The sequence below is a fragment of the Cupriavidus pauculus genome (assembly GCF_008801835.1).
Taxonomy (GTDB): Bacteria; Pseudomonadota; Gammaproteobacteria; order Burkholderiales; family Burkholderiaceae; genus Cupriavidus; species Cupriavidus pauculus.
Genome location: NZ_VZOW01000003.1, coordinates 242,716 through 265,040, shown reverse-complemented (window position 1 = coordinate 265,040; position 22,325 = coordinate 242,716). Strand labels below are relative to the sequence as shown.

The window sequence follows — 22,325 nt, the reverse complement described above, 5'->3', positions numbered from 1 at the left end:
TGGTTGCGCATCGCCCCGTCAATGCTCGGCCGCAGCCATGGCTTCGGCGCGAATCTCTTCGGTCAGCCGTGCCTTCAGCGCAGAAAACTCGGGCGATGTCTTGATCGTGTAATGGCGCGGATGCGGGAAATTCACCGCGATTTCGCTCTTGATCCGACCGGGCCGCGCGGAAAACACCGCCACGCGGTTGGCCATGAAAATGGCTTCGTCGATATCGTGCGTGACGAATAATACCGTCTTGCGCGACGCCTCCCATATGCCCAGCAGCAACTCCTGCATCAGCACGCGCGTCTGGTTGTCGAGCGCGCCGAACGGCTCGTCGAGCAACAGGATCTTGGGATCGTTGGCCAGCGCACGCGCAATCGCGGTGCGCTGCTGCATGCCGCCCGACAACTGTTTCGGATAGTGCTGCTCGAAACCGCGCAAGCCGACGCGCGCGATGAAGAAATCGCTGCGCTCTTTCTGGTCGGCTTCGCTCATGCCGCGTTCGCGCAGCCCGAAGCGCACGTTCTGCTCGATCGTCAACCACGGAAACAGCGTGTACGACTGGAACACCATGCCGCGGTCCGCGCCCGGGCCCGCCACAGGCTGGCCGTCGAGCAGCACGCGGCCGCCGCTGGGCGTATCGAGTCCCGTCACGATGCGCAGCAGTGTCGACTTGCCGCAGCCCGACGGTCCGAGGATCGTCACGAAATCGTTGTCGCGCACATCGAAATCGACGGGCAGCAGCGCCTGCGTGCTGCCGCCGCGCGGGTTTTCGAACGTGCGGGAAACCTGCTGGATCGACAGCGCGCTCATTTGATCGAACTCCACGGAAACAGGCGCTGGTTGGCCAGCTTGAAGACGAGATCGGACACCAGCCCGATACAGCCGATCACGATGATGCCGAAGATGATCTGGCCGGTGTTCAGCAAGGCCTGGCTGTCGGTGATCATGTGGCCGATGCCGGACGACGAGCCGATCAGCTCGGCCACGATCACATAGGTCCACGCCCAGCCCAGCACCAGCCGCAGCGTCTCGGCGATTTCCGGCGCGGCGCCCGGGATCAGCACGCGCCGCACAATGCCGCGCGGCGTGGCGCCCAATGTGTAGGCGGCTTCGACGAGATCCTTGCGCGCGCCGCCCACCGTCACCGCCACCATCAGCACAATCTGAAAGAACGAGCCGATGAAGATCACCAGCAGCTTCTGCGTCTCGCCAATGCCGGCCCAAAGAATCAACAGCGGAATGAACGCCGACGCGGGCAGATAGCGGCAGAACGACACGAAGGGCTCGAAGAACGCTTCGGCCGCCTTGTACGCGCCCATGAAAATGCCCAGCGGCACGGCCAGCGCGGCGGCCAGCACGAAGCCGCCCACCACGCGCCACACCGTCATGCCGATATCGCCGATGAAGCCGTATTCGGTGAACAGCAGCCGACCCTCGTTGGCCATCGTCAGCGGATCGGCCAGGAACGTGCGCGGCACAAAGCCGCCGAGCGTGGCGACGGCCCAGATCGCGAAGAACACGACGAAGAACGACAGGCCCAGCGTCCAGCGGGCGCGCGGCGACACCGGCACCAGCGGCGACAGCCACGGATGACGCGCACGCGGCGCGCCGGCCGCGGCCTGGGCATCATGCTGGACGCGGGCGGACGCGGCAGTTGGCGGCGTGGTGACTTGAGACATCGGGACGCCCTCCGGCTTACTTGAGGAATCGGGCGTCATAGATCGCCGTCACGTCGGGCACCTGGCGGATCACGCCGATGTCCTTGAGCACGTCGGCCGCTTCCTTGCTGAAGCTGGCCAGCTCGCCCGCGAAGAACTTGCGGTTGGCTTCCTTGTCCTGCCAGCGCAGGTAAGCCGACGACTTGGCAAACTGCTCGCCGGTCTGCTTGACTGCCGCGCCCATGATCTCGTTCGATTTCTCCGGCTCCTTGCGGATCATTTCGAGCGCCTCGAAATAGCTGTCCACCAATCCCTGCGCCGCTTTCGGGTTGTCCTTGAGCCATTTGGGCGCGCAGCCCAGCGTATCGGTCACCATCGGGTAATCGAGCGTGGTGGCCAGGATCTTGCCCTTGTCCGGATTGGCGCGCACCGTCGACAGATAGGGCTCGTAGGTCATTGCGCCGTCGTTCTGCCCCGCCACGAACGCCTGCGCGGCGGCCTGCGGCGACAGCGTGGTCAGCTTCACGTCCTTGAGCGTCATGCCATTCTTGCGCAGCATCCAGGCCAGCCCGAAAAACGGCGCGGTGCCCGGCGCGTCCACGCCGATCGTCTTGCCCTTGAGGTCGGCAAACGTCTTGACGTCGCCGCGCACGGCTAGCCCATCCGCCCCGTACGATTTGTCGAGCTGCACGATCTGGGTGATCGGCACGCCATTGGCGTTCCACGCCACATGGGTCTCCACCGTGGTCGCCGCGCACTGAATCGCGCCCGAAGCCAGTGCCAGATGGCGGTCCTTCTGCGGAATCATCTTGATGTCCACATCGACGCCGTGCTTCTTGAAGATGCCAGCCTTGTCGGCCAACGTAAGCGGGGCAAAACCGGTCCAGCCGCTCATGCCGAGCGCCACTGCGGTGGTCTGGGCCTGGACGGCGGGGACGGCGGCGATGGCAAGGGCAATGGCGGAAACAATCGGTGCGGCGCGGCGGTGCAGCTTCATGCTGTCGGCTCCATATGGGCGTCGTTAAGGGCAGGGCTGGATTTGCGGGTCGGGCGGCGCAACCGCACGCGCTGCCTGACCGGCAATCTACCATCCTGTATATACAAGTCAAACCCGGGGTTTACCTGAGCACACGTTCTGCGGCTGCCCTACAAATGGCGCTGCAAAGCGCCATGGTTGTGCATCTGCGCACTATGCCGCACCACGATCTGGCATATGCGGCCGCGGCAGGCATGCGAACCGGGTCGATCTTGTATAGACAGGATGAATCGGCACGATTCCCAGCAATCGGCGTGCCTGCCCGCGACGGCGGACTGGCACGCGCGGTGACGCTTTAGCGGTCGAAGAACGACGCGACGGTCGGATAGCGCAGCTTCAGCCGCAACTCGCGCTTGAGCCGGCGGTTGTCCAGCCGGCGCGATTCGCTCATGAAACTCAGCAGCGTGGGATCGATCGTGGTCAGCGCCTGTTGCCGCGAGATGCGCGGCGGACGCGGCAGGCCCTTGCGGTCGGCCACCAGATCGAAATAGTCAGCCATGCGCAATTCGGTGTCGTCGCTGGCATGCACCACGCGCTGCGGGCGGCCCCGCCACAGCGCGGCGATCATGGTGCGCGCCAGGTCGTCGGCATGGATATGGCTGGTGTAGACGTCATCCTGCGGCGCCAGCGCCGGCGTGCCCTTGTTCAGGCGCGCCACCGGGAGGCGGTCGGCCGCGTAGATGCCGGGAATCCGCACGATATTGACGCGCCAGCCGGCCTTGCGGCCAAAATCGCGCACCGCCGCTTCCGCCGCGACACGCCGGCGGGCTCGCGCGGTCTGCGGGCGCACTGCGTGGAATTCCTGCACGCGGGCCCCGCACCGGTCGCCATAAACGCCGGTGGTGCTGGCGTAGACGAAGGCGCCTGCGGCCCGATGCCGGACCGCCGCCTCAAACGCCCGGTGCCATCCCCGCTCGGGTAGAATGGCGGCCTCGCCGACACCGACGCCAAAGCGCGTGGTGCGCGCGCGGCGCCATGCGGTGCGGCGCAGGGCGCCGAGCAACGCGCGTGTGCGCGGATCGCCATTGCCCTGCCCGGGCGGCGGCGCCAGATCCATGACCCGCGTCGCCAGTTGCGACAGCCGGGCCAGCGTGGCTGGGCGGTCCAGATCGGCCACCAGCGGTATCGCACCGGCTTCGCGCAGTTCGGCGCGGCGCGACGGCTGCGAGGTGACGGCGAACACACGCATGCGCGTGGCCAGCAGGCGCAGGATGCGCGTGCCGACGTCGCCGCAGCCAACGATCAGCAGGCGCGGCCGGCCCAGCCGGCGGCCACGCCTGCCGTGCCCGACGCCCCGTGGGGAAGACAACGCCGCTTGCGGCGACAGAATTTGGTTCATAGACCCGATTATGGCTTATCAAGTTACCGTCATGCCGAGTGGCCACAAGTTCGAAGTGGCCGCCGACGAAACCATCCTGGGCGCCGCGCTGCGCCATAGCATCGGCCTGCCGTATGGCTGCAAGAACGGCGCGTGCGGGTCCTGCAAGGGCCGCGTGGTCGAAGGCACGATCGCCCAGGGCGACCACGCCGCGTCCGCGCTGACGGCGCAGGAAAAGACCGAGGGCCGCGCGCTGTTCTGCTGCGCCAACGCCACCTCGGACATCACGATCGAATGCCGTGAAGTGCACGGCGCCGGCGATATCCCCATCAAGAAGATTCCGTGCCGCGTCAGCACGATAGAGCGCCTGGCCGACGACGTGATCGCCGTGCGCCTGCAGCTGCCGGCCACCGAACGGATGCAGTTCCTGGCCGGCCAGTACGTGGAATTCCTGCTGCGCGACGGCAAGCGCCGCAGTTATTCGATCGCCACGCCGCCGCACGAGGAAGGCCCGATCGAGCTGCACATCCGCCATATGCCGGGCGGCGCGTTCACCGACTACGTGTTTGGCGCGAAGGAAGGCATGCCGGCCATGAAGGAGCGCGACATCCTGCGCTTCGAAGGTCCGCTGGGCAGCTTCTTCCTGCGAGAGGATTCGGACAAGCCGATCGTCCTGCTGGCGTCGGGGACCGGTTTCGCACCGATCAAGGCCATCGTCGAACATGCCGCGTACACCGGCATCACGCGCCCGATGACGCTGTATTGGGGTGGCCGCCGGCCGCAGGATCTGTACATGCACGCGCTGTGCGAGAAATGGGCGCGCGAGCTGCCGAATTTCAAATACGTGCCCGTGGTGTCCGATGCGAAGCCCGAGGACAACTGGTCCGGTCGCACCGGCTTTGTCCATCAGGCCGTGATGGCCGACCATCCCGACCTGTCCGGCCACGAGGTCTATGCCTGTGGCGCGCCCGTCATGGTCAACGCCGCACGCGCCGATTTCACCGCGCAGTGCCAGTTGCACGAGGACGCGTTCTTCGCCGATTCGTTCACGTCCGAAGCCGATCTGCACCCGGCCGGCGCGGCCTGAGCGCCAGCCGCAGCCGTTCCGCCGACACAACAATGCCACCCGGGTCTGCCAAATTTCGCTTTGACACCCGGGCGCATGCGTCTTATATTTGCCGCCATGAACACCGCCATGATCCGACGCCGCGCTCGTACGTTGCTCCCTTCCGGGGTGCCGCGCGGCTGACCGTAGATAGCGTCTGTTCAGGTCAACAAGCCACGGGCAATCCCCGTGGCTTTTTGTTTTTGTCCGTCCATCGTTTCATGCCGACCCCAGGAGTCCGCCATGGCATTTGCTGAGTACCCCGTCCAATCCCTGATGTACATCACCAACCGGCCCGAACTGGTCTTTACCGAGGGCAAGGGCTCGTGGCTGACGGACCATAACGGCAAGCGCTATCTGGATTTCGTGCAAGGCTGGGCGGTCAACGCACTGGGCCATTCGAACGAAGGCATGATCCAGGCGCTTGAGACGCAGGCGCGCAAGCTGCTGAATCCGAGCCCGGCGTTCTACAACGAACCGATGCTCAAGCTGGCGAACCAGCTCACTGAGAACAGCTGTTTCGATAAGGTCTTCTTCGCCAACAGTGGCGCCGAGGCCAACGAGGGCGCGATCAAGCTGGCGCGCAAATGGGGCCGCAAACATAAGAACGGCGCCTACGAGATCATCACGATGGACCACAGCTTCCATGGCCGCACGCTGGCGACCATGAGCGCATCGGGCAAGGCCGGCTGGGACACGATCTTCGCGCCGCAAGTGCCCGGTTTTCCGAAGGCCGAGCTGAACGACCTGGCGTCGGTCGAGAAGCTGATCACCGACAAGACCGTCGGCATCATGCTGGAGCCGGTGCAGGGCGAAGGCGGCGTGATCCCCGCCACCCGCGAGTTCATGCAAGGCCTGCGCGCGCTGGCCGACAAGCACAAGCTGCTGTTTATCGTCGATGAAGTGCAGACCGGTTGCGGCCGTTGCGGCACGCTGTTCGCGTACGAGTTGTCGGGCGTGGAGCCGGACATCATGACGCTCGGCAAGGGCATCGGCGGCGGCGTGCCGCTGTCGGCGCTGCTGTGCAAGGCGGATGTGGCCAGCTTCGAAGCCGGCGACCAGGGCGGCACGTATAACGGCAATCCACTGATGACCGCGGTGGGCAGCTCGGTGATTTCGCAACTGACGGCGCCGGGCTTTCTCGATGACGTCAAGGCCAAGGGCGAATATCTACGCGAACAACTGCTGGCGCTGTCCGCCGAATTCAACCTGGGCGGCGAGCGCGGCGAAGGCCTGCTGCGCGCGCTGATGCTGAACAAGGATATCGGCCCGCAGATCGTCGAAGAAGCGCGCGAGATGGCGCCGGTGGGCCTGCTGCTGAACGCGCCGCGCCCCAACCTGCTGCGTTTCATGCCGGCACTGAACGTGTCGCGCGAGGAAATCGATCAGATGATCGGTATGTTGCGCGAACTGCTGAAGAAGCTGGCCTGACGCCCGCTCGCAACGCTGGCCGTGCGCTGCATGCGCGGGCCAGCTTGCGGGCCACCATACGGCGCGCGCCGGAGCGCAGCCGCGGCCCGTGCTCCCGGAGCGTCCGCCTCACTACACGCGGATCGGTTGGGCGACTCCCTGCCCCGGAAGATGCGCGGTGCCTAAACCGGTAACGGCGGAAAGCGTCGGCTCGGCGCATTGGGCGGCACCACCGGAATTGTTCCCCGCACGATCCTGACGCGCCAGCTGTCGGGGAGTTTCAGCGAGGGTATCAGGTCTCGCCAGTGAGATTCGTAACCGACGTATTCATGGCCCTCTCGGGTCAACGCGACGTCTCGATAGCCGATGCACCAACCAATCTCGAGGCGGCCGTCGGCTTCCTCAACGAATCGCTCAAGATAATCGCCCCGTCCCAGTAGGCAGCATTTCAGTGCGATAAGTCCTACCTGGCGCAAGCCAATCCGATGCAGGTAGTTCACCAGACCGAACGGACAAAATGGTTTTGCGTAAAGTTGCTCTATCCCGTGCGCGTTGGCGTGCCCGATGATGATGAGCTTCGACGCGCTGGTCATCCCGCTCAGGCTGCCAGTCGCCGTCTTGACGAATCCGGCTTTTCTACCGTATCCGTCGAAGATTCGATGCTGACTGGGCACGTTATAGCGATCTGCCCACGCATTGGCGGCATTGATCAGTGCCTTGCACCTACCGTCCTCCGCTGCAGAAATCACCAGCACACGGACATCATTCCATTTCATACCCAACTCCAAAAACCTCAGCGCGGATCACCTCGCTGAAAACAAAACGATTCATTCAATTCCCGAGAGCGTAGAGCTGGTTCATCAGCGGCAAGGGCATATATCTGGTACTTGGTTTTCGTGGCGGCAACACTGGCACATTGCCGCGCACCACCTTGACCCGGCGTTCGTCCGAGCGCTTGATCTCGCGCGCCGCATCGATCCACCGCCAGCGCCACTCCGATCCCACCAATTCGTTACGTCCGGCGGTTCGGACGATATCCTTGTAGCCGATGCACCAGCCGATCTGGATGCGATGCCTGGCGGCGTCGACGACTTGGTTCAGGAAATCCCCGACTCCGATCTCGCATGACTTGAACGACAACAGGCCGACTTGTCGCAGCCCCAGGCTATATAGAAGGTCAACAGTCTGCTTCGGGGATAGTCCTGCCAGACAGTGCGGATTACCGTGCGCCACGATGATCAGCTTCGACGCGAGCGTCATGCCGCTCAGGCTTGTCGCGCGCGCCATCGTGCATCCAGGCGCCTTGAAGCCGCCACTCACGAATTGATGAGATCGATGAATTCGATATCTGTGTGCCCAGGCATCTACCGTCCGCAGAACCCATCCGTCCGCTCTCTTGCCGGGATTAGGGACCACAAGCGCCCTCGCTTCAGCCCATTTCATCGCGCTCTCCTTGTCGGGTTCGAAAAGTGTTCTCGCTTGGCGTGTCGCCCCACGGCTTCTGGGCTTGCCGATCAGCGATGCGTGATCGGTCTGCGGCCAGACCATGCGTACGGCGTGCCCCGGAAATGCCAGCGGGCTGGTGGCCGGGAATCTCTCACTACTGCCTTGCATCTTTCAGATTCGCGATGAAGCCGTCACGCCTCGAATTTTCAGGATGTCGCAGACAGCGGTCTTCATCGATCGGCTTGCACCATATCGGATTACCGTGACCTCATTCTTGACAGCTGTCAGGTGCAGAAGCTGCGCTAGCAACATCGGCGCGCACATTACGCCAACAAAAAAGCCGAGCCCATTTCTGGACTCGGCTTTCGCTCGATCGATACGATTTGGCGCGTTTGCGCGCGGTCACTCTCCGAGGTACGCGGCCCTGACCTTCGGATCGTCGAGCATCTGTTTGGCGTCGCCGCTCATGGTGATCAGGCCCGACTCCATCACATAACCGCGATGCGCCGCCTGCAGCGCCAGCCGCGCGTTCTGCTCGACCAGCAGCACGGTCACGCCCTGACCCGAAACCGTTCGCACCACCTCGAAGATCTTTTCGACCATGATCGGCGAAAGTCCCATCGACGGTTCGTCGAGCAGCAGCAGCTTGGGCTGGCTCATCAGCGCACGCGCCATTGCCAGCATCTGCTGCTCGCCGCCGGACATCGTGCCGGCCAGTTGGTTGGCGCGCTCCTTGAGGCGCGGAAAGGTCTCGAACATGCGATCGATGTCAGCCTTGATATTGGCTTCGTCGTCACGCGTGTAGGCACCCATCTGCAGGTTCTCGGTGATGGTCATGCGCGCGAACACGCCGCGGCCTTCCGGCACCATCGCCAGACCGCGCTTGAGCAGGACGTAGCTGGGCACGCCCTTGATCGACTTGCCCATGTATTCCACATCGCCGCCGGCCCAGCCCTGCAGGCCCGTGATGGCCTTCATCGTGGTGGTCTTGCCCGCGCCGTTGGCGCCGATCAATGTCACCAGTTCGCCTTCGCGGATTTCCAGATCCACGCCCTTGACGGCCTGGATGCCGCCGTAGGCCACTTTCAGCCCGGAAATTTTCAGAATTGTCTGCTGTGTCATGTTGCTTCCTCCGGCCATCAATGCGCCGACGCGCCGAGGTAGGCCTCGATCACGGCAGGATTGTTTTGCACCTCGTGCGGCAGGCCCTGCGCAATGACCTTGCCGTAATCGAGCACGGTCAGGCGATTGCACAAGCCCATCACGAGCTTCACGTCATGCTCGATCAGCAGGATGGTCTTGCCATCGTTCTTGATCTTTTCGAGCAGGCCGCGCAGTTCCACCTTTTCGGTGGCGTTCATGCCCGCGGCCGGTTCGTCCAGCGCCAGCAGCTTGGGTTCGGTGGCCAGTGCGCGGGCGATTTCGAGACGACGCTGATGGCCGTAGGACAAATTGCGCGAGGTGAAGTTTGCGTATTTGCCGATGCCGACGTAGTCGAGCAGATCGTGCGCCATATCCTCGATGCCCTCTTCCTCGCGGCGCACCGAAGGCGGGCGGAACACGGCGCCGAACAGGCCGGCCTTGGTGCGCACGTGGCGACCCACCATGACGTTCTCGAGCGCGGTCATGTCGCCGAACAGACGAATGTTCTGGAACGTGCGCGCGATGCCTGTCTTGGCCACTTCATGCACGGCGGTCGGCTGGTACGGCTGGCCGCCCAGCACGAACTCGCCGGAGTCGGGCGTGTACAGGCCCGTGATCACATTGAAGAACGTGGTCTTGCCCGCGCCGTTGGGACCGATCAGGCCATAGATCTCGCCCGGCTTGATCTGCAGGCCCACATCGGACAGCGCCTGCAGGCCGCCGAAACGCTTGTTGACCCCCTGTACCGACAGGAGGAATTCGGAATTGCTCATGTTGTCCTCCTGTTCAGAAACGGCCTACGCTGCCGGCACGGCGCACCACGGGGCGATCTTCCTTGCGCGGCGATGGCCACAGGCCCGCCGGACGATAGAGCATCACCGCCACCAGCGCCAGGCCGAACATCAGCTGGCGCAGCACTTCGGCATCGACCACCACATGGCCGAACAGGCCGGTCTGCATCGGCTCCGCCACCACGCGCAGCAGTTCCTGGAAGCCCACCAGCAGGATGCCGCCCAGAATCACGCCGGGGATATGACCCATGCCGCCCAGCACCACGATGGCGAGCACGTAGATCGATTCCCACAACGTGAACGATTCGGGCGAGACGAAGCCCTGGAATGCGCCAAACACCGCGCCCGAAGCGCCGCCGAACGACGCGCCCATGGCAAACGCCAGCAGCTTCATGTTGCGGGTGTTGATGCCCATCGCCTTGGCGGCGATCTCATCCTCGCGGATGGCCACCCAGGCGCGGCCGATCCGCGAAGTCTGCAGTCGCAGACACACGAACACGATCACGATCACCAGGCACACCAGCAGGTAGTAATACATGAACACCGGCGTGAACTTCATGCCGAAGATCTCGTGCGTTTTCGAGAAATCGAAGCCGAAGATATGGACCGGATCCACCGCCGTGATGCCCTTGGGGCCGTTGGTGATGTTCACCGGACGATCCAGATTGTTCATGAAGATCCGGATGATCTCGCCGAAGCCCAACGTCACGATGGCCAGGTAGTCGCCCCGCAGCTTCAGCGTCGGCGCACCCAGCAGCACGCCGAAGGTGGCCGCGATCAGCACCGCGATGGGCAACACCAGCCACATCGTCAGGTGGATGCCGTTAGGAAACAGCTGCTGGATCCATTCGAACTGGTTGGCCAGATGCGGCGAGCCGAGCAGCGCCATGCTGTAGGCGCCCACCGCGTAGAACGCGATATAGCCCAGGTCGAGCAGGCCGGCAAAGCCCACCACGATGTTCAGGCCCAGCGCCAGCATGATGTAGAGCAGCGCGAAATCGAGCACGCGCACCCAGTAATTGCCGCCGAACGACTGGACGAAGAATGGCGCGCACAGCGCGATCACAAGAAATCCGACCAGCGCGGCCAGCGTCTTGGCCGGTACGCGCGTCGGTGCGGCCACGGCCGCGGTTTGAATTGGAGCGTTCATGGATGCTCTCCCCTCAGGCGCGGTCGGACACGCGTTCGCCCATGATGCCGGACGGACGGAACACGAGCACGATGATCAGCACGATGAAGGCGAACACGTCCTGGTAGTTCGAACCGAACACGCCATTGGTGAGATCGCCGATGTAGCCGGCGCCGAGCGCTTCGATCAGGCCCAGCAGCATGCCGCCGACCATCGCGCCGGCGAGGTTGCCGATACCTCCCAGCACGGCGGCGGTGAACGCCTTCAGCCCGGGAATGAAGCCCATGTAGAAGTGGGCGTTGCCGTAGTTTGTCGCCATCATCACGCCGGCCAGCGCCGCCAGCGCGGCACCGATCATGAACGTGGCCGAAATCACGAAGTTGGGGTTCACGCCCATCAGGCCCGCCACCTTCTGGTTCTCGGCGGTGGCGCGCATGGCGCGGCCGAGCTTGGTGCGGTTGACCAGGGCCAGCAGGCCGGCCATGACCATCACGGCCAGGCCGATGATGACGATTTCCTTGCCGGTGATGGTGGCGCCCGTGGAGCCGATGTCGATCGGACTGGAAGGCAGCAGCTGCGGGAACGTCAGCGGATTGCGCGACCAGATCAGCATCCCCATGGTCTGGAGGATGATCGAGACGCCGATCGCGGTGATCAGCGGGGCCAGGCGCGGCGCATTGCGCAACGGCCGGTATGCCACGCGTTCGATCGTATATGAGAGCACTGCACAGACGGGCATGGCGATCAGTGTGGCGATCACCAGCGTCAGCCATTCGGGCAGGCCGGGCGCGTATTTCTGCAGCCCAAGAATTGCCGACAAAGCGGTCAGCGCGCCAATCATCAGCACATCGCCGTGCGCGAAGTTGATGATGCCCAAAATGCCGTAGACCATGGTGTAGCCCAGTGCGATCAGCGCGTAGATGCTGCCGAGCACCAGACCGTTCACGATCTGCTGGATAAGAATATCCATGAAAACTCCTGCTTCAGCCCTGCTCCGGCCGGCATGGTGTGGATGCCGAGGATCGGGCGGTAATGTTGGATCGGTCGGGTAGGTTTGTATTCGGATTGCTGGTGTGCTGCCCGCCCTGTTCCATCCATGGTAAGGATGCTGCTAACACGTTGGCGAGACTAAAAAGAACGGCACCGCAGAAGATGCACGGTGCCGTTCGTATGGGCCGATAAGCCCGGATTACATCTTCACGACGTCGAGTACGGTCTTCTTCTTGTCCTTGTACTCGTACAGCGTGATGGTGCCTTCCTTCATGTCGCCCTTTTCATCGAAGGCGATATTGCCGATCAGGCCCTTGTAGTTAGTCTTGGGCATCTCGGCCAGGATGGCTGCCGGCTCGACCGAATTGGCGCGCTTCATCGCATCGACGATGACCATGACGGCGTCATAGGTGAACGGTGCGTAGATCTGCACCGGCGCGTTGAAACGAGCCTGGTAGCGCTTGTCGAAATCGGCGCCCTGTTCCATCTTGGACAGCGCCAGGCCGGCTTCCGAGCAGATGATGTTGCTCACCGCGTCGCCGGCCAGTTCGGCCACCTTGTCGGTACAGACGCCATCGCCGCCAACGATCTTCGACTGGATGCCGAGTTCCTTGGCCTGCTTGGCGAACGGGCCGCCGGTGGCGTCCATGCCGCCGTACATGATCACGTCAGGCTTCTTGCCCTTGATCTTGGTAAGAATGGCCTTGAAGTCGGTGGCCTTGTCGTTGGTGGCTTCGCGCGCCACAACGTTCACGCCGGCCGCCTTGGCGGTCTTCTCGAATTCGTCGGCCAGGCCCTTGCCGTAGGCAGTGGCGTCGTCGACGATCGCCACGCTCTTGGCGTTCAGGCTCTTGGCGGCGTAGTTGGCCAGCGCCGGACCTTGCTGGGCGTCGGTGGCGACCACGCGATAGGTGGTCTTGAAGCCCTGCTTCGTGTAGTCGGGATTGGTCGACGACGGCGAGATCTGCACGATGCCGGCATCGCTGTAGATCTTCGACGCGGGGATCGACACGCCCGAGTTCAGGTGACCCACCACGGCGACGACATGGGCGTCCACCAGCTTCTGGGCCACGGCGGTGCCGGTCTTCGGATCGGCCGCGTCGTCTTCACCGACCAGTTCCAGCTTGATCTTCTTGCCGCCGATCTCGAGGCCAGTCTTGTTCACTTCCTCGACGGCCAGGCGCGCGCCGTTTTCGTTGTCCTTGCCAAGGTGGGCAATGCCGCCGGTCAGCGGTGCGGCGTGGCCGATCTTGACGACCGTCTCGCCCCCGGCGCTAGCGGCAGGCGCCGCGGCGGCCGCCGGCGCAGATGCTGCCGCATCCGCCGGCTTCTCTTCCTTCTTGCCACATGCAGCGACCAGCGCCACAGCGGCCGCGATCGGCAGAATCTTGGCAAACGTGAATTGCATGAGTGATCTCCTAGGATTCTCAAAAACAGGGAAATAACTACGCCTCCCGGACGTATTCCCTGGACCGCCTTTGTTTAGTTTCAATTTGAAACGCGCGCATTGTATCCCCTTTCTTTGCGGATGCAATAACGCGACGCAACAACCTGAACCATTTACCCGTCAAATGAGCTAGGGAATTTCCCCAATGCACAGATTGGGGCAATCAAAGCCCACTCGGCAGACCCGTCCGCTACCCTTTCAAGAATCGTGCCTACAGGGCCGAAAGAGCATTCTGCGCCACGATCCGGGCCGTCCCGGCTTCACACATAATACGTTGGTATTAATTAGGCATTTCATTTCAATAACCGGACGCCTGCTCTAATGTGCAGAATGTAGCGCCGCACCATAATAGGGAAAACCCGATTCTCGGGGATTACCCTGATATTGTCTGGCTGTTACTACAGCTGTCGACCGATAATTAAAGGAAAAGCGGGTCAGCGGTTACTTGCGGGGATTTGAATGTCTGCAGGCAGGGATTAGCCGTCGCACCAGTCAGGTGCGTGCGAGAAAGACACGCGACGGCGAACTGCGGCGGCGCATCGAAAGCGTCTGCCAAATGAAAACGCCGCCGGGCAAAGCCGGCGGCGTCTGGTGTGCGCGGGGAAGCGGCGCGGGCGTCAGGACTGCACGGAGACGCTGGCGAGGCCACGCGGCAGCGGGAACGACATGTTCTCTTCCACGCCCTCCAGCGCGCGCACCGACTTCACGCCAAAGGTGCGCAGGCGCTCGACGATGGCCTGCGCCAGCGCTTCGGGCGCCGACGCGCCGGCGGTCAGGCCGATGCGGCGCTTGCCGGCGACCCACTCGGGCTTCACCTGGTCGGGATCGTCGACCATATAGGCCGGCACGCCGAGACGGTCGGCGAGTTCGCGCAGGCGGTTCGAATTGGAACTGTTCGGGCTGCCCACCACGATCACGACCTCCACTTGCGGCACCATGAACTTCACGGCGTCCTGTCGGTTCTGCGTCGCGTAGCAGATGTCCTGCTTCTTGGGTTCGCGGATCTGCGGGAAACGCGCCTTCAGCGCCGCCACGATCTCGGCGGTCTCGTCCACCGACAGCGTGGTCTGAGTGACATAGGCGAGCTGTCCGGGATTGGCCACTTCGAGCCGGTTCACGTCCTCCACCGATTCCACCAGCAGCATGCCCTGCTCGGACTGGCCCATCGTGCCTTCCACCTCGGGATGTCCCTTGTGGCCGATCATGATGATCTCGCAGCCTTCGGCGCGCATCTTGCCCACCTCGACGTGCACCTTGGTCACCAGCGGACAAGTGGCGTCGAACACGGTCAGGCCGCGTCGCGTCGCGTCGGCGCGCACTTCCTTGGATACGCCGTGCGCACTGAAGATGACCGTCGAGCCGGCCGGCACTTCGTCCAGTTCGTCGATAAAGACGGCGCCCTTCTTGCGCAGGTCGGCTACCACGTAGGCGTTGTGCACGATTTCGTGACGCACGTAGATCGGCGCACCAAACAGGGACAGCGCGCGTTCGACGATTTCGATCGCACGATCGACGCCCGCGCAGAAACCGCGCGGTTGCGCCATCAGGATTTCGGCGTCGGTAGATGTAGTGAGTTCGGTCATGCTGCGTTCCATCGCCACGGCGGACATCAGAGAATTCCGATCAGCTGGACGTCGAACAGGATCGTCTGTCCGGCCAGCGGGTGGTTGAAATCGAAGAGTGCCGCGGTCTCGCCGTATTCCTTCAGCACGCCAGCGTACTTGCCGCCGCCGGGCGCATTGAATTCGACGAGATCGCCGGGCGTGTATTCCTCTTCGAACGAGCTGTTTTCGCGCAGCGTGGCCAGCGAGACCCACTGCAGCAATTCAGGATTGCGCGGACCGAAAGCGTGCTCCGGCGCCAGACGATACGTGATGCGCTCGCCTTCGGGCATGCCCAGCAGCGCCTGTTCGAGCGTCGGGGCGAGCTGCCCCTGGCCCAGCAGCAGCGTGGCAGGCTTTTCCTCGAACGTGCTCACGACTTCGGTGCCGTTTTCGAGGGCGATGCTGTAATGAAGCGTCAGGAAGGAATCGGCCTGGACGGTCTTGCGCGCGGGCGTGCCGCTGCGGTCCGCTTCCGGCGCCGCTTCGGAGGCGATATTTGGGAAAGTCATGGGAATCCACCGGTCAACAGCCGCCATTGTATTCGACTGGACCGTCCCCCGCCGGGGCGCCTGCGCTGCCGTGTCGGAAATCGGCGCAGCTTGTGTGGCGCGCCGGCGCGTAACGGGACTGGACATCGCACCGGCATGCCTTTACAGTGGCGCCCGCGTTGCGGTTCCCGCAACGCCCATAGCAAGACCGGCTTTCCTGAGACTCAGGCTCGCGCGTCCCGCAACGTGACGCAGGCGGCACGGCGCAACACCATCCTTCCGAAACTATCGGAATGCATTGATTCGCCACTCGTTTCCGGTCTATAATGTTCGTTTCGCTGAAGTACCAATCCGCTGCAGTCCGGGCCCGCGCGCCTTTTGTTGATCTGTTGCGAACATTGTCCACGAATAAGATTTAGGAGTGCTTCATGGCACGCGTCTGTCAAGTGACCGGGAAAGCGCCGATGGTCGGCAACAACGTTTCCCACGCAAACAACAAGACCAAGCGCCGTTTTCTGCCCAACCTGCAGAACCGCCGCTTCTTCGTTGAATCGGAAAACCGCTGGGTGAGCCTGCGCGTCTCGAACGCCGGTCTGCGCCTGATCGACAAGAAAGGCATCGACGCCGTGCTCGCAGACCTGCGCGCACGCGGCGAAGTCTAATTAGGAGTACACCATGGCCAGCAAAGGCGGACGCGACAAGATCAAGCTGGAATCGACCGCAGGTACGGGTCATTTCTACACGACCACCAAGAACAAGCGCACCATGCCGGAAAAGATGGAGATCTCGAAGTTCGATCCCGTCGCCCGTAAGCACGTGCCTTACAAGGAAACCAAGATCAAGTAATTGATCCACGGTCTTCAGCCAAAAGCCTCGCATTTGCGGGGCTTTTTGCATTTGGGACAACGCGCCGCGGCCCATGCCGCAACCCTTGTCAGACAAGGGAAAGATGTCAGCAGTGTGGCAAGCGGGTGTAGACTTCCCAGCTTTCCTCCCAACGCTTTTCGCCCCCAAAGCGATTCACCTGCACCATGAATTTCGATGTCGCGATCGTCGGCAGCGGTCTGGCCGGCCTCACCGTCGCGCTGCAGCTGGCCGACACCCACCGGGTAGTCATCCTCAGCAAGCGCGCCATGACCACCGGCGCTAGCGACTGGGCCCAGGGAGGAATCGCCGCGGTGCTCGACTCGGGCGACAGCCACGATGAGCATACCCAGGACACGCTGGTGGCCGGTGCGGGCCTTTGCGACGAAGAAGCGACGCGCTTCATCGTCGAGCACGGCCGCGAAGCCATCCAGTGGCTGATCGACCGCGGCGTGCCGTTCACGCGCGATGAACACGCCGAACTCGGCTTCCACCTCACGCGCGAAGGCGGACACAGCCGCCGCCGCATCATCCATGCGGCCGACGCCACCGGCCACGCCGTGGTCACCACGCTGGCCGACCAGGCGCGCAAGCACCCCAACATCACGATCCTGGAAGACCAGTTCGCGATCGACCTGATCACATCGGCCAAGCTCGGCCTAGCGGGTAACCGCTGCTACGGTCTTTATGTTCTCGACGCGGCTTCCGGCGAAGTCCGCACCATCACGGCAACCCACACGGTGCTGGCTGCCGGTGGCGCGGGCAAGGTCTACCTTTATACGACCAACCCGGACACCGCCACCGGCGACGGCATCGCCATGGCATGGCGCGCCGGTTGCCGGGTGTCGAACATGGAATTCATCCAGTTCCATCCGACCTGCCTTTACCATCCGTACGCCAAGTCGTTCCTGATTTCCGAAGCGGTGCGCGGCGAAGGCGGCTTGCTGAAATTGCCCGACGGCACGCGCTTCATGCCCGAGCATGACGACCGCGCCGAGCTGGCGCCGCGCGACGTGGTGGCGCGCGCAATCGACTTCGAGATGAAAAAACGCGGCCTCGATTGCGTCTATCTCGATATCACGCACCAGCCGGAAGCATTTCTGAAGGAACACTTCCCAACCATCCATGCCCGCTGCCTGGAGCTCGGTATCGACATCGCACGCGAGCCGATCCCGGTCGTGCCGGCGGCGCACTACACCTGCGGCGGCGTGGTCACCGATACCGCGGGCCGCACCGACATAGGCAGCCTGTACGCCGTAGGCGAAACCGGCTGCACCGGGCTGCATGGCGCCAATCGCCTGGCGTCCAACTCGCTGCTCGAATGCATGGTGATTGGCCGCGCCGCCGCCGCGGACATCGCAGCGCACGGCAAGGCCGGCGCGCCGGACATTACGCTGCCCGCCTGGGATGAAAGCCGCGTTTCCGATGCCGACGAGGAAGTGGTCGTCTCGCACAACTGGGACGAACTGCGGCGCATGATGTGGAACTACGTCGGCATCGTTCGCACCGACAAACGGCTGGAACGCGCCCAGCATCGCATTGGCCTGTTGCGCGAGGAAATCGCCGAGTACTACGCCAACTTCCGCGTCACGCGCGATTTGCTGGAACTGCGCAATCTGGTCGAAGTGGCGTCGATGATCGTCGACAGCGCGTATTCACGCCACGAAAGCCGCGGCCTGCATTTCAGCCGCGACTATCCCGAAACGCTGCCCAAGGCACTACCAACCGTGCTTCAGCCGCTGACGGGCCGGGCCGCAAGGCATCGCCAGCACAAGGCCCAGCGCTAGATGCGCCGCCGACAAAATTAGTCGAAGCAGAATCGTCGCACTGACAATCCGAAAGGTCTGAGGCTCGCCTAGCGCGCCTCAGACCTTTTTTGCGTTCTACGTTCGGAAATTCCGCGCGTAGAGGGCGTATCGCCGGCAGGAGCCGGCACAAGATCAGCAACCGCGCCAAGCACGCCATCACATTCGCGGAACAGCGATTTCTATCGATCAGACTGCCACGCAGAATTCGCGTTTCAGCTGCTTCCGGGCGCAGATCCCTCCGCCAATCCTCCATGAAAAGCGGATTTTCGGGGAAGCCTCGATCAGCCAATGCGAGCCAGTGATGTCATCCCGCTTTCCGGCCTTTTCCCTGCGCGGCCCCTCATGTTCAGAGGCAGGGATCCCAGCAAACCAGCTGTCAGCCGCGCCAGCCGACAAGGCACCTGGCATGCGCTTGAGTGCGTTCGCGCTGCTGATGGCGACCTGCATGCCGTGCTTCGCACTGAGCGTTCCCGTTCCGGTCGATCGCAACCTTCAGGATCAGCAGCAAAAACGCATGCTCGACCAGGCCCGCGAACAGCGGGAAAGCCTGGACCAGCAGCGCCAGACATCGCCCGCGCCCGCCCGGCGCGCGTCGCCTGACGACGCGGCTCCCGCTGACGGCCCGTGCATGGAGGTGCGCGATGTGGAGTTTCGCGGCGCAGCGCTGGTGCCCGCATCGCTCAAGGAGCAGATTTCCGCGCAAGCCGCCGGGCATTGCCTCGGCAAGGTAGCCGTCGCGCGCATGCTGGACGAGATCAACGACTGGTACGTCGCCAACGGCTACATCACCAGTCACGCCTGGTTGCCGCCACAGAACAGCGCCGATCCCGGGCACATGATCATCGCCGCCGTGGAAGGCCGCACGGCAAGCGTCAAATTTTCCGGCGGCGACAACGCGGCAAACCGCGCCGCGCGCATGGCGTTCGCCGGCATGACAGGCAACCCGTTGAACCTGCGCGATATCGAACAGGGCGTCGAGCAGATCGAGCGCGTGGCCAGGGACGGCGTGCAAGTTGCGGTGCGCGCGGCACCAACCGAGGGGTATTCCGATGTAGTCCTGAGCGGCGACGTATCGCCGGCCCTCCATGCGGCCTTCAGCCTGGACAACACCGGCCAGGAAAGCACCGGCAAGGACCAGGCGGGCGCAATCCTGTCGCTCAACAACGGCCTCGGCCTGGCCGAACAACTGAGCCTTTCCGCCACCAGCACCATGCCCGTCGACGGTGACCGGTTTCGCCGCAACTATGGCGCATCGGCGATCTTGCCGGTCGGCCCCTGGACCTTCAGCTATTCGGGCAGCGTCGGCGACTACGCCATCCCGTTCGCGATCGACGACTTCACCTTGAGCTATCACGGCCACACGGTCAGCCATCGTGTCGAGGCGTCGCGCATCCTTTCGCGCAATGGCAGGCAGAAAACCGACGGGTTTCTCGCGTTTTCGCACTACACGGGCAACACCTACCTCGACGAATTCCGGCTGGACTACAGCTCGGAGCGTGTGGCGGCCGTGCAGGCCGGCATCAACTTCGCCACGCGCCTGGGAAGCAAGAGCTATCTGACACTCGGTCCGAAGCTGACGCAGAGCATTCCCCACTACACGGCGGACTTGAGCGCCGGTGGCGGCGCGCCCGCGGACTTTCGCAAAGCCGCGCTGAGCGCCAGCCTCTACACGCAGATTTCCCCGCGCCTGTCCTGGCTGTCCTCGGCTTACGGCCAGTGGAGCCGATCGCCATTATTCGGCAGCGAACGCGTATCCATCGGCGGCGACACATCTGTGCGCGGTTTCCGCGACGCCTATCTCTTTGGCGACACCGGCGCCTACCTGCGCAACGAACTCAACTGGACTTCGCCCGCGCCATGGGGCCAGGGCAACGTGGCGCTGACGGTTGCCCTCGATGCCGGGCGCGTGGTTCCCGTGGAAGGCGAACCCCGTTCCGGCGGCAACGTAGTGGGCGCCGCGCTCGGCGTGTCCGCCTCATACCGGCGCCTCAACGCCTCCCTTTCGATCGGTACCCCGCTGTGGGCTCCCACGCAGTTGAATGCCGATCCTTTCGTGCTCAGTGCACAGCTGAGCCTCACACTATAAGGAAGTCAACCATATGTCTGAATTCAGACTACGCATCATCAGCTCCGCTGCTTTGGCGGTTTTCGCCGCGGCGAGCGCCCATGCCGCGCCTGGCATCGTTCCCAGCGGCAGCCAGACGCAGGTCGGCAACGCGGGCAATACCCCGGTCATCAATATCGCCGGCGCCAATGCCCGCGGAATTTCTCACAATACGTTCAGCCAGTTCAACGTCGACCAGAACGGCGTCGTGTTCAACAACCTGACCGCAGCCGGCGCAAGCCAACTGGCTGGCCAACTGGCGGCAAACGCCAACCTGGGCGGCAAGGCTGCCAAGGTCATCGTCGCCGACGTGTCGTCGAGCAAGGCATCCGAGCTCAATGGCGCGATGGAAGTTGCAGGCGCTCCGGCGCATCTGGTCATCGCCAACGCCGCCGGCATCTCGTGCAATGGCTGCAACACCATCAACGCACCCGTCGTCACGCTGGCAGCGGCGCGTTATACGCCCACGGCGGACGGCGCGCTGGCATTCACCGTCGATACCAGCCGCGCACAGCCGGCCACGATCTCTATCGATGGCGAAGGCATGAACGTCGGCACCGCGCAGCTGAACCTGCTCTCGCGCGCCACGCTGATCAACGCCGCCGTGAAGGGCTGGGATATTCACTCGTTGAACGGCACGGAGTTCGAAGCGGACAGCGACGGCAATTTCCAAAGCAAGCTCACCTACGACGCCGCAGGCACGAAGCCGACGGTCGCGCTCGATGTGTCCGAACTTGGCGGCATGTACGCCAACAAGATCTTGCTCGAAGGCTCCGAGTATGGCCTGGGTGTCAACAATGCCGGCACGATCTGGGCCGGCGACGGCGGCCTGGGCGTCGAGATGTTCGGCGCTGAGCTCACCCACGTCGGCCAAGGCATTTCGCATTCGGAAGGCGCGGGCTACGACGTTCGGACGGAACACTACAAGGGCCAGGCCGATGAAGCGCAGCTGTACGAGCGCACCCGGCACGATATGCGCGCCGACGCAGAAGCATCGCATCGCGCAAAAGGCTGGTCGCCGGAAGCCGAGGCGCGCCTGACAGATAACGCGAAGCAACGCAAGCTGGATGCGCTGGTAGAGCAGGCAACCTACCGTCCGCATATCGAGACGGCAGAAGAGCGCGCCGCCCGCGAAGCCGACGAAGCGGCGAAACGCGCCCAGGCCGACGCCGAGCACGAAGCGGAAAAGGCTGCCGCTATCGCGCGCGCCGAGGCAGAAGCACAGGCACGTGCGGAAAAGGAGGCAGCGGATAAGGCGGCAGAGGTAGCGCAAGCCGAAGCGGCTGCCAAGGCAGCCGAAGAGCAAGCTGCGGCGGAGGCGGAATGGCGCGAACGCCAGGCCCAAGAACAGGCCGAGTACGAGGCGCGGATGGCCGCCGAAAAGGCACGCGCCGAGGCGGAAGCTCAGGCACGTGCGCAAGCCGACGCCGAGCGCGAAGCCGAATGGGCCGAGTACAACGCGCAAAAGCAGGCCGAGTACGAGGCGCAAAAAGCCGCCGAGCAGGCGGCCAGCCAAGCACAGTTCGACGCTGAAGCTCAGGCACGTGCGCAAGCCGACGCCGAACGCGAAGCCGAATGGGCCGCGGTGGCCGAGTACAACGCACGAAAACAGGCCGAATACGAGGCGCAAAAGGCCGCCAGGCAAGCGCAGATCGACGCTGACGCCGCGGGCTGGACGGTAGTGCCAAGCAACCCGGGCAACGACGCAAATTTGCTGACGGGATTCGCGCCAATGCCCCCGATGCCGGAAATGCCAACGGCGCCTACGTTCACTCCGCTTGAGCCAGCGCCCCTCCCGGCAGTGGCTTTCGTGCCAGTGACCACAGCGGTCGAGCCCGTGCTGGCGATGGTTCCAGCGTTCCCCCAACCGATTCCCCAAATGATCGTGGAACCGACGGTCGCCGAGATCGTGCCGCCGAGCCAGACGCTGCCGACGATTACGCCGAAGCCGCTGCCGACGCTGCCGTCTATCTCATCGACTACCAAGCTCTAAACA

Annotated in this window: 21 protein-coding genes; 7 read left to right on the top strand and 14 right to left on the bottom strand. The window is 63.6% G+C overall.

Annotated features, from left to right (window positions below; all coding sequences use genetic code 11):
* Positions 1 to 18: 18 nt before the first annotated feature.
* The 4 genes from F7R19_RS05700 to F7R19_RS05685 form a co-directional block, all read right to left on the bottom strand.
* Positions 19 to 798: an ABC transporter ATP-binding protein gene (locus F7R19_RS05700; protein WP_150979612.1), complete on the bottom strand. Its 780-nt coding sequence runs from the start codon at positions 796 to 798 to the stop codon at positions 19 to 21.
* Positions 795 to 1,667, bottom strand: coding sequence for an ABC transporter permease (locus F7R19_RS05695; protein WP_061952824.1), 873 nt, complete (start codon positions 1,665 to 1,667; stop codon positions 795 to 797). The genes F7R19_RS05700 and F7R19_RS05695 overlap by 4 nt, the downstream gene beginning before the upstream one ends.
* Before the next feature lie 16 nt (positions 1,668 to 1,683).
* Positions 1,684 to 2,643: an ABC transporter substrate-binding protein gene (locus F7R19_RS05690; RefSeq protein WP_150979611.1), complete on the bottom strand. Its 960-nt coding sequence runs from the start codon at positions 2,641 to 2,643 to the stop codon at positions 1,684 to 1,686.
* Positions 2,644 to 2,977: 334 nt separating this feature from the next.
* Positions 2,978 to 4,021, bottom strand: a complete 1,044-nt coding sequence (locus tag F7R19_RS05685; RefSeq protein WP_150979610.1) for an NAD-dependent epimerase/dehydratase family protein — start codon at positions 4,019 to 4,021, stop codon at positions 2,978 to 2,980.
* A gap of 10 nt (positions 4,022 to 4,031) precedes the next feature.
* Here F7R19_RS05685 and F7R19_RS05680 point away from each other — a divergent pair, with 10 nt between their 5' ends.
* Both F7R19_RS05680 and F7R19_RS05675 read left to right on the top strand, forming a co-directional pair.
* Entirely contained in the window at positions 4,032 to 5,087 is a 1,056-nt protein-coding gene (locus F7R19_RS05680; protein WP_150979609.1) for a CDP-6-deoxy-delta-3,4-glucoseen reductase, read from the top strand.
* A gap of 261 nt (positions 5,088 to 5,348) precedes the next feature.
* Complete coding sequence (locus tag F7R19_RS05675) at positions 5,349 to 6,536, top strand: acetylornithine transaminase (RefSeq protein ID WP_061952833.1); 1,188 nt, start codon at positions 5,349 to 5,351, stop codon at positions 6,534 to 6,536.
* 161 nt (positions 6,537 to 6,697) lie between these two features.
* Here F7R19_RS05675 and F7R19_RS05670 read toward each other — a convergent pair whose 3' ends face one another.
* The 9 genes from F7R19_RS05670 to F7R19_RS05630 form a co-directional block, all read right to left on the bottom strand.
* The gene (locus tag F7R19_RS05670) at positions 6,698 to 7,291 is read right to left on the bottom strand and encodes a hypothetical protein (RefSeq protein ID WP_061952835.1); all 594 of its coding nucleotides are present in this window, start codon (positions 7,289 to 7,291) and stop codon (positions 6,698 to 6,700) included.
* A gap of 55 nt (positions 7,292 to 7,346) precedes the next feature.
* The gene (locus F7R19_RS05665; protein ID WP_150979608.1) at positions 7,347 to 7,958 is read right to left on the bottom strand and encodes a hypothetical protein; all 612 of its coding nucleotides are present in this window, start codon (positions 7,956 to 7,958) and stop codon (positions 7,347 to 7,349) included.
* A 405-nt stretch (positions 7,959 to 8,363) separates the two neighbouring features.
* Positions 8,364 to 9,083: an ABC transporter ATP-binding protein gene (locus F7R19_RS05660; RefSeq protein WP_150979607.1), complete on the bottom strand. Its 720-nt coding sequence runs from the start codon at positions 9,081 to 9,083 to the stop codon at positions 8,364 to 8,366.
* Between the two features lie 17 nt (positions 9,084 to 9,100).
* Positions 9,101 to 9,877, bottom strand: coding sequence for an ABC transporter ATP-binding protein (locus F7R19_RS05655; protein ID WP_061952841.1), 777 nt, complete (start codon positions 9,875 to 9,877; stop codon positions 9,101 to 9,103).
* Between the two features lie 13 nt (positions 9,878 to 9,890).
* A complete protein-coding gene (locus tag F7R19_RS05650) occupies positions 9,891 to 11,045 on the bottom strand; it encodes an ABC transporter permease subunit (RefSeq protein WP_061952843.1) in 1,155 nt (384 codons plus the stop codon).
* A gap of 13 nt (positions 11,046 to 11,058) precedes the next feature.
* Entirely contained in the window at positions 11,059 to 11,994 is a 936-nt protein-coding gene (locus tag F7R19_RS05645; protein ID WP_061952845.1) for a branched-chain amino acid ABC transporter permease, read from the bottom strand.
* Between the two features lie 219 nt (positions 11,995 to 12,213).
* Positions 12,214 to 13,422 (bottom strand): branched-chain amino acid ABC transporter substrate-binding protein, encoded by a 1,209-nt coding sequence (locus F7R19_RS05640; protein ID WP_061952847.1) that lies wholly within the window; start codon positions 13,420 to 13,422, stop codon positions 12,214 to 12,216.
* Positions 13,423 to 14,078: 656 nt separating this feature from the next.
* A complete protein-coding gene (gene ispH / locus F7R19_RS05635) occupies positions 14,079 to 15,071 on the bottom strand; it encodes a 4-hydroxy-3-methylbut-2-enyl diphosphate reductase (RefSeq protein WP_061952849.1) in 993 nt (330 codons plus the stop codon).
* The gene (locus tag F7R19_RS05630; protein WP_223505842.1) at positions 15,071 to 15,574 is read right to left on the bottom strand and encodes an FKBP-type peptidyl-prolyl cis-trans isomerase; all 504 of its coding nucleotides are present in this window, start codon (positions 15,572 to 15,574) and stop codon (positions 15,071 to 15,073) included. Before F7R19_RS05630 ends, ispH begins: the two co-directional genes overlap by 1 nt.
* A gap of 407 nt (positions 15,575 to 15,981) precedes the next feature.
* Between F7R19_RS05630 and rpmB the strand changes: the two genes are divergently transcribed.
* From rpmB to nadB, 3 genes are all read left to right on the top strand, one after another.
* Complete coding sequence (rpmB, locus tag F7R19_RS05625) at positions 15,982 to 16,215, top strand: 50S ribosomal protein L28 (RefSeq protein WP_008644908.1); 234 nt, start codon at positions 15,982 to 15,984, stop codon at positions 16,213 to 16,215.
* 13 nt (positions 16,216 to 16,228) lie between these two features.
* Positions 16,229 to 16,399 carry a 50S ribosomal protein L33 gene (gene rpmG / locus F7R19_RS05620; protein ID WP_008644909.1) on the top strand — a complete coding sequence of 57 codons (171 nt, stop codon included), beginning with the start codon at positions 16,229 to 16,231 and terminating at the stop codon, positions 16,397 to 16,399.
* Between the two features lie 185 nt (positions 16,400 to 16,584).
* The gene (gene nadB / locus F7R19_RS05615) at positions 16,585 to 18,204 is read left to right on the top strand and encodes an L-aspartate oxidase (protein ID WP_061952853.1); all 1,620 of its coding nucleotides are present in this window, start codon (positions 16,585 to 16,587) and stop codon (positions 18,202 to 18,204) included.
* A gap of 207 nt (positions 18,205 to 18,411) precedes the next feature.
* Here the strand turns inward: nadB and F7R19_RS29665 are convergent, their stop codons facing one another.
* Entirely contained in the window at positions 18,412 to 18,672 is a 261-nt protein-coding gene (locus F7R19_RS29665) for a hypothetical protein (protein WP_170292557.1), read from the bottom strand.
* Here F7R19_RS29665 and F7R19_RS05610 point away from each other — a divergent pair.
* A complete protein-coding gene (locus tag F7R19_RS05610) occupies positions 18,671 to 20,311 on the top strand; it encodes a ShlB/FhaC/HecB family hemolysin secretion/activation protein (protein WP_170292556.1) in 1,641 nt (546 codons plus the stop codon). The two genes, F7R19_RS29665 and F7R19_RS05610, sit on opposite strands and share 2 nt — an antisense overlap.
* A gap of 13 nt (positions 20,312 to 20,324) precedes the next feature.
* Positions 20,325 to 22,322 carry a two-partner secretion domain-containing protein gene (locus F7R19_RS05605; protein ID WP_150979604.1) on the top strand — a complete coding sequence of 666 codons (1,998 nt, stop codon included), beginning with the start codon at positions 20,325 to 20,327 and terminating at the stop codon, positions 22,320 to 22,322.
* Positions 22,323 to 22,325 lie beyond the last annotated feature (3 nt).

Coding starts and splice junctions, on each gene's coding strand:
- F7R19_RS05690 (WP_150979611.1), bottom strand. CDS start 2,643: ATGAAGCTGCACCGCCGCGCCGCACCGATTGTTTCCGCCATTGCCCTT.
- F7R19_RS05670 (WP_061952835.1), bottom strand. CDS start 7,291: ATGAAATGGAATGATGTCCGTGTGCTGGTGATTTCTGCAGCGGAGGAC.
- F7R19_RS05660 (WP_150979607.1), bottom strand. CDS start 9,083: ATGACACAGCAGACAATTCTGAAAATTTCCGGGCTGAAAGTGGCCTAC.
- nadB (WP_061952853.1), top strand. CDS start 16,585: ATGAATTTCGATGTCGCGATCGTCGGCAGCGGTCTGGCCGGCCTCACC.
- F7R19_RS05680 (WP_150979609.1), top strand. CDS start 4,032: ATGGCTTATCAAGTTACCGTCATGCCGAGTGGCCACAAGTTCGAAGTG.
- F7R19_RS29665 (WP_170292557.1), bottom strand. CDS start 18,672: ATGCAGGTCGCCATCAGCAGCGCGAACGCACTCAAGCGCATGCCAGGT.
- F7R19_RS05630 (WP_223505842.1), bottom strand. CDS start 15,574: ATGACTTTCCCAAATATCGCCTCCGAAGCGGCGCCGGAAGCGGACCGC.
- F7R19_RS05650 (WP_061952843.1), bottom strand. CDS start 11,045: ATGAACGCTCCAATTCAAACCGCGGCCGTGGCCGCACCGACGCGCGTA.
- F7R19_RS05640 (WP_061952847.1), bottom strand. CDS start 13,422: ATGCAATTCACGTTTGCCAAGATTCTGCCGATCGCGGCCGCTGTGGCG.
- F7R19_RS05700 (WP_150979612.1), bottom strand. CDS start 798: ATGAGCGCGCTGTCGATCCAGCAGGTTTCCCGCACGTTCGAAAACCCG.
- rpmG (WP_008644909.1), top strand. CDS start 16,229: ATGGCCAGCAAAGGCGGACGCGACAAGATCAAGCTGGAATCGACCGCA.
- F7R19_RS05645 (WP_061952845.1), bottom strand. CDS start 11,994: ATGGATATTCTTATCCAGCAGATCGTGAACGGTCTGGTGCTCGGCAGC.
- F7R19_RS05605 (WP_150979604.1), top strand. CDS start 20,325: ATGTCTGAATTCAGACTACGCATCATCAGCTCCGCTGCTTTGGCGGTT.
- F7R19_RS05665 (WP_150979608.1), bottom strand. CDS start 7,958: ATGAAATGGGCTGAAGCGAGGGCGCTTGTGGTCCCTAATCCCGGCAAG.
- F7R19_RS05610 (WP_170292556.1), top strand. CDS start 18,671: ATGCCGTGCTTCGCACTGAGCGTTCCCGTTCCGGTCGATCGCAACCTT.
- F7R19_RS05685 (WP_150979610.1), bottom strand. CDS start 4,021: ATGAACCAAATTCTGTCGCCGCAAGCGGCGTTGTCTTCCCCACGGGGC.
- F7R19_RS05695 (WP_061952824.1), bottom strand. CDS start 1,667: ATGTCTCAAGTCACCACGCCGCCAACTGCCGCGTCCGCCCGCGTCCAG.
- F7R19_RS05655 (WP_061952841.1), bottom strand. CDS start 9,877: ATGAGCAATTCCGAATTCCTCCTGTCGGTACAGGGGGTCAACAAGCGT.
- rpmB (WP_008644908.1), top strand. CDS start 15,982: ATGGCACGCGTCTGTCAAGTGACCGGGAAAGCGCCGATGGTCGGCAAC.
- F7R19_RS05675 (WP_061952833.1), top strand. CDS start 5,349: ATGGCATTTGCTGAGTACCCCGTCCAATCCCTGATGTACATCACCAAC.
- ispH (WP_061952849.1), bottom strand. CDS start 15,071: ATGTCCGCCGTGGCGATGGAACGCAGCATGACCGAACTCACTACATCT.